Source organism: Sutcliffiella horikoshii (assembly GCF_020524325.1).
Lineage (GTDB): Bacteria > Bacillota > Bacilli > Bacillales > Bacillaceae_I > Sutcliffiella_A > Sutcliffiella_A horikoshii_D.
This window is the reverse complement of the sequence record NZ_JAIVKY010000011.1, coordinates 164,797-175,677: the sequence shown is the minus strand read 5'-3', so window position 1 is coordinate 175,677 and position 10,881 is coordinate 164,797. Positions and strand designations below refer to the sequence as shown.

The following is a 10,881-nucleotide window of genomic DNA, read 5'->3' as shown; positions in this document are numbered from 1 at the left end:
TTTCAAAAGCAAGCTTTTGAAAGGTCCGCTCGACTTGCATGTATTAGGCACGCCGCCAGCGTTCGTCCTGAGCCAGGATCAAACTCTCCAATAAAGAGTCTGAGCTTTTGCTCAAAATTCGCTAGCTTGTCTTACTTAAAATCATTTTGTCGTGTTCCGTAGAACCGACGTTATGACGCTGTTGTTTTGTTTAGTTTTCAAAGATCATTTCAATCACCTTGTCGCTCAGAAGCGACTTTATTAATATAACATGTTTTGATGTTTTAAGTCAACATCTTTTTTAAATTTCTTTTTTCTCATTGTCGCGTTTAAGCTTTTCTCTTGCGGCGACGAATAATAATATACCATGTAACGACAAACATCGTCAATACATCTTTTAAACTTTTTTTAAATAATTTTCAAAGGGGTAAGAAAAGCTTAAGCTCCTATGGAAACTATCCTTCCTTAGGAGCCTTAAGCGTAACTTCATTAGTTATGATTTCTCTGGGGCAACCTGATAAAGGCGGTGAAAAACACCGTTACCTTTGGTTTGTTTCTTTTCCACTTCGAGGAAGCCTTTTTCCACCAAGTATTCTACCAGAACACTTAAATCCACAGAATACTTTTGGAGTTTAGGGTGGTGCAGCATTTCATTGTAAGACCAAGCTTCTTCTTTTTCCATTAATACTTCTATTAAATGTTTGGCTCCGGTTCTTGTTCTGGAATAGATCATGAACTCATTAGCAAGGAAAAGCAGTTCCAGTCTTTTATCAATAGGTTCATCGCCTTGAATTAGTTCTTCATATAATTTGTAGATTTCCGGTTCGATTTTCTTTACTTGATTCCAAACGGTGATCTCTGGGTGGAAACCATGATCGATCACTGCCAGTCTTGCCAAATGATGAAGCGAGTGGACGATATGATTATAGGCGTCGATGTAATGTTTCGAATCAAAGAAATCTTTACCCTCAAGATATCTTCTTATCAGTTTGGCAAATTCTAAACCTATTTTCAGTTTGCGATCTTCCAAAGGGAAATCGAGTAGTTTACCTCTTAGCGCATAGATAAACTCATTTCGGTCAAAGAGCACTTTCCCGTTGATAATCCAGTCGATGACTCTCCGGTTGGTTCCAAGCGTTATCCATTCTTCGAGTTGTTTTTCACTTGCAATGTAAAGGGCAGCTTTCTTTTGAAGCAATTCATAGTGTTTGACGTATAAGGATTCATCAAGCTCTTTTACTACCATAAATAGTATAACGTCAAATTTATCTGTGTTTGGGCTGACGGGGTTTTTCTTTTCTATCATTAATATTCCTTGCGTGTTTGATTGACTTGCGCGTTCTTGATAGATAGGACGAAGTAAATCTTCCATCTTAAGACCTCCATATTTAAAGGGTTCTCCCTATTATTCGACACTTTCTTTTAAAGTCCTTTTTCTCAATTTTAATCCAGAACATTCGGTCAACTTATAAATTCAACATGTCTGTGACTGTAACTCCATTATTGGATAAAATGTGCTATTATATTGTTTTAGGAGGTAGTGTTCATGGCTCGTAAATATTCTAGTAAAATTAATAAAATAAGAACCTTTGCACTCAGTCTTGTCTTTATCGGTTTCTTCGTTATGTATATAGGAATATTCTTTCAAGGAAACATGTTGGTCATGACTTTGTTTATGTTATTGGGTCTTTTATGTATCGTTGGTTCCACGGTTGTTTATTTCTGGATCGGCATGCTTTCGACAAAGGCCGTACAAGTAGTTTGCCCCAACTGTGGGAAGCATACTAAAGTTCTTGGCCGTGTCGACATGTGCATGTATTGTAACGAACCGTTAACGATGGATCCTTCTCTTGAAGGAAAAGAATTCAATGAGGATTATAACTCAAAAAAGAAAGCTGATAGGATCTAAGTCCTATCAGCTTTTTTATGTTGGTTGTTTTCCCAGATGCAAGAGGTTAATGAGATCCTTTGTCGCATTCAGGGCAAACTCCGTATATTTCCATGCGATGGCGAGCAATTTTGAATCCAGTAACATGGGCAGCCAACGCTTCCACTTCGTCAAGACCTGGATAATGAAAGTCGACGATTTTGCCACATTCGTCACAGATCAAATGATAATGGTCGGTTGTCACGTAGTCGAAACGACTGGAGTTGTCTCCGTAGGTTAATTCTTTTACAAGACCAACTTCGCGAAAAACTCTCAGGTTGTTGTAAACAGTCGCGACACTCATGTTAGGAAACGTTCCTTCAAGTGCTTTGTATATATCGTCAGCTGTCGGATGGGACATAGATTGAATAAGGTACTCTAAAATCGCATGACGCTGTGGAGTTATGCGAACTCCAGTTTGTTTTAGCGTTTCTAGCGCTTCTTTTAATTGTTCGTTTGCCACAGTCATGCACCTCACTTTTCATAAAGATTATTACTTTATAATATTTATAATTAGTGTACCGTGATATTGATATTTTTGTCAATGTTATTACTTATATCTATATGAAGTTATACAGATTTTAAACCTCTGGCTTTAAAACTGGTTCTTCCTTCTTTAACTGACTGTTTACGTAGCGTGCTACAACAAAAAGGTAATCGGAAAGACGGTTCAAATAGGCAAGTACATTCGGAGAAAGTTCATCGCTCAAACCTACAGCAGACCTTTCTGCTCTTCTAACGATAGTTCGTGCGGAGTGCAATGCCGCTCCTGCTTTTGAACCACCTGGTAATACGAAATTTTTTAAAGGAGCAAGTGTTGCATCGAGCTCGTCCATTTCGTCCTCCAAATTTTTAACATGCTTTTCTGTCAGCTTCCATTTCACTTCTTTCCCTGCCGGTGTAGCGAGTTCTGCTCCTACATGAAATAGGATCGTCTGGATATTGGAAAAGGATTTCAACAATGCTTCTTTACGACTGAAATCTTCGTCGTTAAGATAGGCAATCGCCACTCCAATCATCGAGTTTGCTTCATCACATGTTCCATATGCTTCTACTCGCACATGATTTTTATCCACTCTTTGACCATAGACTAATGAAGTTTGTCCTTTATCGCCTGTTTTTGTATAGATTTTCATTTGCTCCCATCCCCTATTCTTCATTTTTAAGCTTCTACTTTCCTTATAGCAAAAAAACACCTGCAAGTCCATTATGGACAAGCAGGTGTTTTCATTTTCATTACCCTACATAATCAATTGGTGCGTTCGGTCCAATCGGTAAGCCTGTAAGGATCCAAACGATTAGCATGATAACCCATACAATGGAGAAGAACACAGAGTACGGAATCATCGTAGAGATTAGGGTACCAATCCCCACCTTTTTATCATACTTTTGCGCAAACGCGATAACGATTGCGAAGTATGGCATTAATGGTGAGATGACGTTTGTAGTCGAATCAGCTAAACGATATGCCAATTGAGTAAGCTCAGGTGAATACCCCAGACCCATCATCATTGGAACGAATACCGGCGCCATGATTGCCCATTTAGCAGAAGCACTTCCGATAAACAGGTTGATGAATCCAGCTACTATCATAAACACAAGAATTAATAAGATACTCATGAATCGATTTTCGCTATCAAAACCGATACCTTGGATGAGTTCTGCACCATTTACCGCCAGAACAAGGCCAAGGTTTGTTTCATTAAAGTAAGCAACAAACTGACCAGCTACAAATGCCAGTACAATGTATGCACCCATGGTTGCCATTGTGTCAGACATTTGGTTAGCTACATCTTTATCATTCTTAATTGATTTGGTGATCATTCCATAAACAAGTCCCGGAATGAAGAACATAATTAGAATTACTGGTACTAATGTATGGAAGAATGGCGCTTCTAAGAATGAGCCGTCTCCACGTAGTGGTCCCCAAGAAGGTACAACTAGTAAAGCCATTACTGCAATAGTTGCGATGAAAGCAAACAATGCAGCCCATAATCCTTTTTTCTCTTCAGGTTTTAAGAAGTCAACGTCACCTTTATAAGCACCCTTATACTCACCAAGACGAGGTTCAACAATTTTATCGGTAACGAACGTACCAATAATAGTTAGAACGAATACAGAAGCGAACATGAAGTAGAAGTTCATCATGTAGTTCATGCCTGCAGCATATTCTGGGTCAACCGTTGCTGCGGCTTCTTGTGTTAAAGACCCTAATAACGGATCAAGAGATGTTAACAGCAAGTTTGCACTGAAACCTGCAGATACACCGGCAAACGCTGCTGCAAGTCCAGCAAGTGGATGCCTTCCAAGTCCTGCGAAAAGTACTGCACCAAGCGGTGTCAATACAACATATCCAGCATCTGCCGCCATAGAAGACATTATGCCTCCGAATACTAGAGCAGCTGTCATCAGTTGTTTGGGAACAGATGTTACCAAGCCGCGAAGACCTGCACTGATAAGTCCTGATCTTTCTGCAATACCGATACCAATCATCGTTACAAGAACTGTCCCAAGTGGAGCAAATCCTGTAAAGTTTGTAACGGCACTTTCAAAGATATAAGCAATTCCTTCTGAGCTCATTAGATTCTTGACAGTAAGAACTTCTCCCTCGTTTAAAGGATCGTCCACTTGTACACCCATGCTGGAAAAAATTCCAGAAGCGACAATTACCAATAACGCGAAAATCGCGAATAACGTAACCGGATGAGGTAGCTTATTACCAATGCGCTCAATACTGTCTAGAGCACGCATAACGAAGCCGCGTTTCTTTTGAGTTGCTTCCATGATAAAATCCCCTTTCTCAATCTATTAAATTTTCAAAAAATAATAGGAAAAAATCCTTTATCAGTATAATAAAAAAACTTGAGAGATGGAAGGGTTCAAGGAATACGCGCAAAATAACCAATTTTTAAAATAATACTAATACTATGTATCCTTTATCAAGCTAACGTCCTTGTCCATATTGTTCTTTCTTTACTTTACCCATAATACATAAATTCATATCATAAAAAAGGAGTGCAAGCTTTATGCTCGCACTCTAATCACGTCAACTTTTGAGGAGGTATGCCCTACACTATAAAATACTCACTTATGAGCCTTTTGTAGTTAGACGTTTGCCTTAATTATTTAAAAAAAGGCTTTTCCTCTTATAAGTTCTCTTTTATAAAGCTTAAAGCCTCTTCCACATGGCCCTTCACTTTTACTTTTCTCCACTCTTTTACTAGTTCACCTTCTTTATTGATGATGAAGGTAGACCGTTCAATTCCCATATACTCTTTGCCGAAATTCTTCTTCAGCTTCCATACGTCATAAAGTTCAGCCACTTCATGATTCTCGTCCACTAAAAGCATAAACGGCAAACCATGCTTCTCAATAAACTTTTCATGCCTAGATTGAGGGTCTGGACTGACTCCAAGTATTACCGTGTCAAGATTCGAGAAGTCCTCATGCATATCACGGAAATCGCACGCCTGCGTGGTACATCCCGGGGTCATATCTTTTGGGTAAAAGTACAGAACCACATTTTTGCCTTGAAAACTTGATAGGGTCACTGCTTCCCCTGTATTGGAAAGCAACGAAAAATCAGGTGCCTTATTGCCAACTTCTATTGTCATCTTAAAACTCCTCCTTAATCTAATACTCTTTCTTTAAGCCTATCGAAAGAATGAAGAATTATCAAGAAATGAGGTAGCATACATATACTTTCTAAAATGACTTACACTAATTAAAAATCATTATAGAATGGAGAAAGTGAAATGAAGAAAGAAGAGGTACTTCATGAAGGTGCAGTAACAGAACACCATAAAAAAATCAGCGTCAACCAGAAGTCCATAGAGACTCCTTTAAACGTTGACGCCAACTGTCCGGAACCGATATCTGCGTTGTCCAACCGTTTTCTAAACGAGGGTAATTAGTAGAGTTTATCTCTCACGCCCGTCCATATGCAGGACAACCCGGACCACAAAGGCTGCAGGCATGACAAAGCCAATCAACGCCTCTGTCATCGCAATGGCCCTACCGATACCTATTGGTGTAATATCTCCATACCCTACCGTCAAGATGGTGATGGCACTGAAATAGACTGAGCGAAAGAAAATGGAAAAGTAGCTTCCGCTAATTATTTCGCCCCTTTCCAACAAGACCGGGTGTCCTTCAATATGCAATACCGTATATAAAAGTCCAAACGAAAGCAACAGTGTCGAGTATATCAACAGTAACAGCAATAGTGTTTCTTTTGAGACATAAGGAATGCTTCTGCTTTCTGAAGAAAACACATGGGAAAAACTTATGAAAATAGCGATGAATATGAAGATGACGATAAATAAATAAAGCATCCTATTCCTCCAATGCGCGGACATGCCATTAGTACAATATACGCGCCGGAAGAACAGGTATGCTTTTTTGTTGGTATAAAGTTTAATCGTTCCTTTTCGCTGCAGGCACTCGCTTCAATCCACTATTTCTAATTCCCTGCACCTCTATATTTCGTCACTCCGACATTCCAGACGAATACTGCCAGAATAAAAAATGCAACACCGATAAACGGAGTCATAAATGCGTAACCATACCACTCGGACCTGCCGAGGAAGTATGCAGACGGGTAAACTCCGACAAAGGCAAATGGAAGTATCCATGTTAAGACAAATCGAATAACATTGTTGTATATATCAACAGGGTACCTTCCATAGTTTCCGATATTGTACATCATTGGCATGATCGATGTTCTTGCATCTGACCAGAAACCGATGCTTGCAAGCAAGATGAAGATTCCCGCATAGACAAGGGCTCCACCCAGCACAAAGATTATTAATAGAAAATAATCGTACCAAGCAAAAGTTAGATCGAGTAGGCTACCTGCATAAATCATGATAGCTGCTCCTGTAAACACCCCAAATAATGACTCAAGCTCCATCCGCTCAAGCACCACTTGAAACAGACTATGGATCGGCCTTGTCAAAATGCGGTCCATTTCTCCTTTTACAATATATCTTTCATTAAAGTCCCAAATGTTAAAGAACGCGGAAAACAGTGCAAATGGGACTAAAAAGAACCCATAAATGAAGATAATTTCTTCCCTGCTCCAACCGCTCAAAAATTGCGTATGGCCGAAGACAACCACGATAAACACCAGATTGACTGCCTGAAACAACAAGTCGGAGAGGATTTCTACCACTAGGTCAGCCCTGTATTGGAACCGTGTTTTTATATATTGGCCAATGTATTGAAAAAACATCGAAACATAAAACATTCCTCACCCTCCTTGCACGACTAGTTGTTTTTTCGCCAAATTCCATAGCAATTGAATTGGTATAATAAGAATAAATACCCAGATCACCTGCATGAACAAGGCTTGAAATACCGCATTTCCTGTTATTCCTTCAGTAAAGATCATACTCGGAATATAACTGATAGCCTGGAACGGCAGGAAACTCATAATATCTTGTGCCCATAATGGGTAAAAGCTGATTGGCAACAGCAACCCGGAAAACAGATCAATGACGACACGCTTGGCACGGATCAACCCATCATTATTAAATAGAAAGAACGTCATGATTCCAGTTAGTAAATTTATCTGGGTGTTCACGATAAAACTAAAGATGATGGAGATACCGAAAAGCCCCCATGTGGCAAAGTTTGCGGAGAACTCTAACGGAAAGACGAGTGCCACAATGACCATTCCTGGTACTGAGAAAAATGCCAGGCGGAAAATCCCCTCTCCAAGACCCTGCATTGTTTTCATGCCAAGGTAGTTATACGGCCTTATCAATTCGACGGCAACCTTACCTTCTTTTATCTCCTGTGCGATTTCACGGTCAATATTATTAAAATAAAATGCCCGGGCCATCCAAGCGACAGCGACATAGGTTGTCATTTGGATGGTGGAGATGCCTTGGATATCTTCTTTTCCACTATAAATTGCTTGCCAAAGAAAATAATAGGCACCTATATTAATGCTATAGATCAAAATACCAGAGTAATAGTTCGTTCGATACGCCAGCATCATCAAAAAGCGGATGCGTATCATTTCAATATATTTATCCATGATTCAACACCGGCTGCTTTTCGGAGGTTGGATCCGTGCCGGCAACCATCCCCTTATCATAGATATTGCGGATTATTTCCTCTGTAGAAATCTCTTGAATGGTCAGGTCAGTGATGGCAAATTGACCTACTACCCTGCCGATAAGTTCAGAAATTTCCTCTTCCTCTTTCGAAACCACCGCGCTCCAAATCGTCTCTTTCCCTTCATTTTTCCAGAGTACTTCAAGATCTGGTGTCAGCGGCGTTAGTTGTTCTTCTGTCACGTTTTGAGCGAACTGGAATCGAATTTGCTTGCCTTCTCCCCAGTTGTTACGAAGTTTTTGAAGAGAACCATCATAAATGACTTTTCCTTCATCTAACATGACCACTCGTTCACAAAGCGCTTCAATATCTGCCATGTCATGTGTAGTTAGTAGGATGGTTGTTTTATATTTTTCGTTAATCTCTTTTAAGAACTGACGAATTTTTAGCTTTACTAACACATCCAAGCCGATTGTCGGCTCGTCCAAGAAAAGCAGTGGCGGATTGTGAATGAGCGCCGCGGCCAGTTCACAACGCATACGTTGACCAAGCGAAAGCTTTCGTACCGGCTTGTCTAGGAGATGGCCGATATCTAGCGTTTTAATGACATGGTCCATATGCTCGTTATAGTCCTCATCTGAGACCTTATATACTTTTTTCAGCAGACGGAAAGATTCTTGAACCGCAATGTCCCACCATAGCTGGGAGCGCTGACCGAACACAACACCGATGGAACGAACAAACTCTTCCCTTTCTTTATGAGGGTTCATGCCATTAACACGGACAGTTCCGGCTGTCGGGGTAAGAATCCCAGTCAGCATTTTAATGGTGGTCGACTTTCCTGCACCGTTCTCCCCAATATACCCAACCATTTCTCCTTGCTTGATGGTAAAAGAAACATCGTTGACGGCTGGCACTATTTTATAGTTTCTTGTAAAAAGGTCGCGGAATGCTCCTTTTAAACCAGAACGACTAGAATATGCTTTAAACTCTTTGCGAAGTGCATCTACTTCTATGACATTATGCATCTAGGTTACTTCCTTTCTATATAAATGAACATTTGAAGATTACTTTTTTGAAAAAAGCTCATAAAGACTAGTGTATTACAAGTGAGGGGTAACACTCAAACGGGAAGCTTTGGGAATTGCTTGATTGCTTATTGAGGGCGAAATGTGGGGTTAAAAAACTATGGGCTGCTGTAACTGTAGGTGGTAGGGATTAAGAGATGACAGAATTCCTCGCTTCCTTCCTTTTTTGGCATCGTTAGGTCTCTACGATGACTTCACTAACCATTCTCCATTACATCACCACACCTTTCATGATAAAATAACGTATCATTTCTTTTACCAAACAAATGAACCAGGAGGATTCAATTAAATATGAACTTTTCTAAATCACAACAAATACATGAAGAAGCCCTGCAACATATCGTCGGCGGCGTGAACAGCCCGTCACGTTCCTATAAAGCGGTTGGCGGCGGTGCACCGGTAGTAATGGAACGCGCGGAAGGAGCTTATTTCTGGGATGTGGACGGCAACAAATACATCGACTACTTGGCAGCATACGGCCCGATCATCACCGGTCATGCCCATCCACATATAACAGAAGCTATAACAAAAGCGGCACAAACCGGGATCCTATACGGAACTCCTACTCCCCATGAAGTGAGATTCGCGAAAATGCTTAAAGAAGCGATGCCTGGAATGGACAAAGTTCGTTTCGTCAATTCCGGTACAGAAGCCGTAATGACAACCATTCGTGTGGCACGCGCTTACACAGGTCGCGACAAAATCATCAAGTTTGCCGGCTGCTATCACGGACATTCGGATCTTGTTCTTGTTGCAGCAGGATCTGGTCCGGCAACACTTGGAACACCTGATTCCGCAGGAGTACCAAAGAGCATTGCCAATGAAGTCATCACGGTTCCTTTTAACGATATTGAGCCATTCCGTGAAGCGATGGAAAAATGGGGAGACCAGATTGCTGGCGTACTTGTGGAGCCAATCGTCGGTAACTTTGGAATCGTTGAACCAAAACCTGGCTTCCTTCAAGCTGTTAACGACATCAGCCATCAAGCTGGCGCTCTAGTTATCTATGATGAAGTTATCACAGCATTCCGCTTTATGTATGGTGGTGCGCAAGACATGCTTGGAATTACACCTGACCTGACTGCGCTCGGAAAAATCATCGGCGGTGGACTACCGATTGGTGCATACGGCGGCCGCGCGGAGATCATGGAGAAGGTTGCGCCACTAGGCCCAGCATATCAAGCAGGAACGATGGCAGGTAACCCGGCATCCATACTATCCGGAATTGCATGCTTGGAAGTACTTCAAAAACAGGGAGTGTATGAGCACCTCGATCATATCGGCCGCTTGCTAGAAGAAGGTATACTCGAAAGAGCAGAAAAGTACGGAATCACCATTACCATCAACCGCCTTAAAGGAGCACTAACCATCTACTTTACAGACGAAACGGTAGTCAACTACGAACAGGCGGAAAACACAGACGGCGAGCAGTTTGCAAAATTCTTCAAACTTATGCTTCATCAAGGCATCAACCTTGCGCCATCCAAATACGAAGCTTGGTTTGTAACAACCGAACATACCGAAGAAGATGTAAGAGTGACACTAGATGCAGTTGAACACGCATTCAAAGAATTAGCGAATGCATAAATATACAAGACAGCGTGTACACAGATGCGCTGTCTTTTTCTATAACAACACTTGAAAACGCTTACAAATAAACACTTTTTCTCCCCCTCCAATTGTATGACCTCTTCAACTTTTTGCATAAAAAATTGATTTTTATTGTTTGAAATGTTAGTATATAATTTAAAGTCTGAAAATTCCCTTATTTATTTTTCCTCACTTTTTACCTATTTATAAGAAAACCGCTGAGCTTACCTCACG

The 10,881-nt window shown here is 40.8% G+C and carries 12 protein-coding genes and 1 rRNA gene; 3 read left to right on the top strand and 10 right to left on the bottom strand.

Features of this window, described 5'->3' with window-relative positions:
- Positions 1 to 94, bottom strand: a 16S ribosomal RNA gene (locus tag LC091_RS17475); the annotation flags it as partial.
- Between the two features lie 378 nt (positions 95 to 472).
- The gene (locus LC091_RS17470; RefSeq protein WP_226683306.1) at positions 473 to 1,351 is read right to left on the bottom strand and encodes a nucleotidyltransferase-like protein; all 879 of its coding nucleotides are present in this window, start codon (positions 1,349 to 1,351) and stop codon (positions 473 to 475) included.
- 174 nt (positions 1,352 to 1,525) lie between these two features.
- Between LC091_RS17470 and LC091_RS17465 the strand changes: the two genes are divergently transcribed.
- Positions 1,526 to 1,888 carry a YgzB family protein gene (locus LC091_RS17465; protein ID WP_010198164.1) on the top strand — a complete coding sequence of 121 codons (363 nt, stop codon included), beginning with the start codon at positions 1,526 to 1,528 and terminating at the stop codon, positions 1,886 to 1,888.
- 46 nt (positions 1,889 to 1,934) lie between these two features.
- Here the strand turns inward: LC091_RS17465 and perR are convergent, their stop codons facing one another.
- The 4 genes from perR to bcp form a co-directional block, all read right to left on the bottom strand.
- Positions 1,935 to 2,369 carry a peroxide-responsive transcriptional repressor PerR gene (gene perR / locus LC091_RS17460; protein WP_319003685.1) on the bottom strand — a complete coding sequence of 145 codons (435 nt, stop codon included), beginning with the start codon at positions 2,367 to 2,369 and terminating at the stop codon, positions 1,935 to 1,937.
- A 118-nt stretch (positions 2,370 to 2,487) separates the two neighbouring features.
- Positions 2,488 to 3,042, bottom strand: a complete 555-nt coding sequence (locus LC091_RS17455; protein WP_226683304.1) for a cob(I)yrinic acid a,c-diamide adenosyltransferase — start codon at positions 3,040 to 3,042, stop codon at positions 2,488 to 2,490.
- A gap of 100 nt (positions 3,043 to 3,142) precedes the next feature.
- Positions 3,143 to 4,690: an AbgT family transporter gene (locus LC091_RS17450; protein WP_226683303.1), complete on the bottom strand. Its 1,548-nt coding sequence runs from the start codon at positions 4,688 to 4,690 to the stop codon at positions 3,143 to 3,145.
- A gap of 362 nt (positions 4,691 to 5,052) precedes the next feature.
- Entirely contained in the window at positions 5,053 to 5,520 is a 468-nt protein-coding gene (bcp, locus tag LC091_RS17445) for a thioredoxin-dependent thiol peroxidase (protein ID WP_226683302.1), read from the bottom strand.
- A 141-nt stretch (positions 5,521 to 5,661) separates the two neighbouring features.
- Between bcp and LC091_RS17440 the strand changes: the two genes are divergently transcribed.
- Positions 5,662 to 5,820, top strand: a complete 159-nt coding sequence (locus LC091_RS17440) for a hypothetical protein (protein ID WP_226683301.1) — start codon at positions 5,662 to 5,664, stop codon at positions 5,818 to 5,820.
- A 6-nt stretch (positions 5,821 to 5,826) separates the two neighbouring features.
- Here LC091_RS17440 and LC091_RS17435 read toward each other — a convergent pair whose 3' ends face one another.
- From LC091_RS17435 to LC091_RS17420, 4 genes are all read right to left on the bottom strand, one after another.
- The gene (locus LC091_RS17435) at positions 5,827 to 6,240 is read right to left on the bottom strand and encodes a potassium channel family protein (protein WP_226683300.1); all 414 of its coding nucleotides are present in this window, start codon (positions 6,238 to 6,240) and stop codon (positions 5,827 to 5,829) included.
- Positions 6,241 to 6,368: 128 nt separating this feature from the next.
- Positions 6,369 to 7,154 carry an ABC transporter permease gene (locus tag LC091_RS17430; RefSeq protein WP_226683299.1) on the bottom strand — a complete coding sequence of 262 codons (786 nt, stop codon included), beginning with the start codon at positions 7,152 to 7,154 and terminating at the stop codon, positions 6,369 to 6,371.
- Between the two features lie 3 nt (positions 7,155 to 7,157).
- Entirely contained in the window at positions 7,158 to 7,949 is a 792-nt protein-coding gene (locus tag LC091_RS17425) for an ABC transporter permease (protein WP_226683298.1), read from the bottom strand.
- Positions 7,942 to 8,997 (bottom strand): ABC transporter ATP-binding protein, encoded by a 1,056-nt coding sequence (locus LC091_RS17420; RefSeq protein ID WP_226683297.1) that lies wholly within the window; start codon positions 8,995 to 8,997, stop codon positions 7,942 to 7,944. The genes LC091_RS17425 and LC091_RS17420 overlap by 8 nt, the downstream gene beginning before the upstream one ends.
- Before the next feature lie 351 nt (positions 8,998 to 9,348).
- On the opposite strand from LC091_RS17420, the gene LC091_RS17415 reads away from it, so the two are divergent.
- Positions 9,349 to 10,644: a glutamate-1-semialdehyde 2,1-aminomutase gene (locus tag LC091_RS17415; RefSeq protein WP_226683296.1), complete on the top strand. Its 1,296-nt coding sequence runs from the start codon at positions 9,349 to 9,351 to the stop codon at positions 10,642 to 10,644.
- Positions 10,645 to 10,881: the final 237 nt, after the last annotated feature.

Coding starts and splice junctions, on each gene's coding strand:
- LC091_RS17470 (WP_226683306.1), bottom strand. CDS start 1,351: ATGGAAGATTTACTTCGTCCTATCTATCAAGAACGCGCAAGTCAATCA.
- LC091_RS17465 (WP_010198164.1), top strand. CDS start 1,526: ATGGCTCGTAAATATTCTAGTAAAATTAATAAAATAAGAACCTTTGCA.
- LC091_RS17455 (WP_226683304.1), bottom strand. CDS start 3,042: ATGAAAATCTATACAAAAACAGGCGATAAAGGACAAACTTCATTAGTC.
- LC091_RS17450 (WP_226683303.1), bottom strand. CDS start 4,690: ATGGAAGCAACTCAAAAGAAACGCGGCTTCGTTATGCGTGCTCTAGAC.
- bcp (WP_226683302.1), bottom strand. CDS start 5,520: ATGACAATAGAAGTTGGCAATAAGGCACCTGATTTTTCGTTGCTTTCC.
- LC091_RS17440 (WP_226683301.1), top strand. CDS start 5,662: ATGAAGAAAGAAGAGGTACTTCATGAAGGTGCAGTAACAGAACACCAT.
- LC091_RS17435 (WP_226683300.1), bottom strand. CDS start 6,240: ATGCTTTATTTATTTATCGTCATCTTCATATTCATCGCTATTTTCATA.
- LC091_RS17430 (WP_226683299.1), bottom strand. CDS start 7,154: ATGTTTTATGTTTCGATGTTTTTTCAATACATTGGCCAATATATAAAA.
- LC091_RS17425 (WP_226683298.1), bottom strand. CDS start 7,949: ATGGATAAATATATTGAAATGATACGCATCCGCTTTTTGATGATGCTG.
- LC091_RS17420 (WP_226683297.1), bottom strand. CDS start 8,997: ATGCATAATGTCATAGAAGTAGATGCACTTCGCAAAGAGTTTAAAGCA.
- LC091_RS17415 (WP_226683296.1), top strand. CDS start 9,349: ATGAACTTTTCTAAATCACAACAAATACATGAAGAAGCCCTGCAACAT.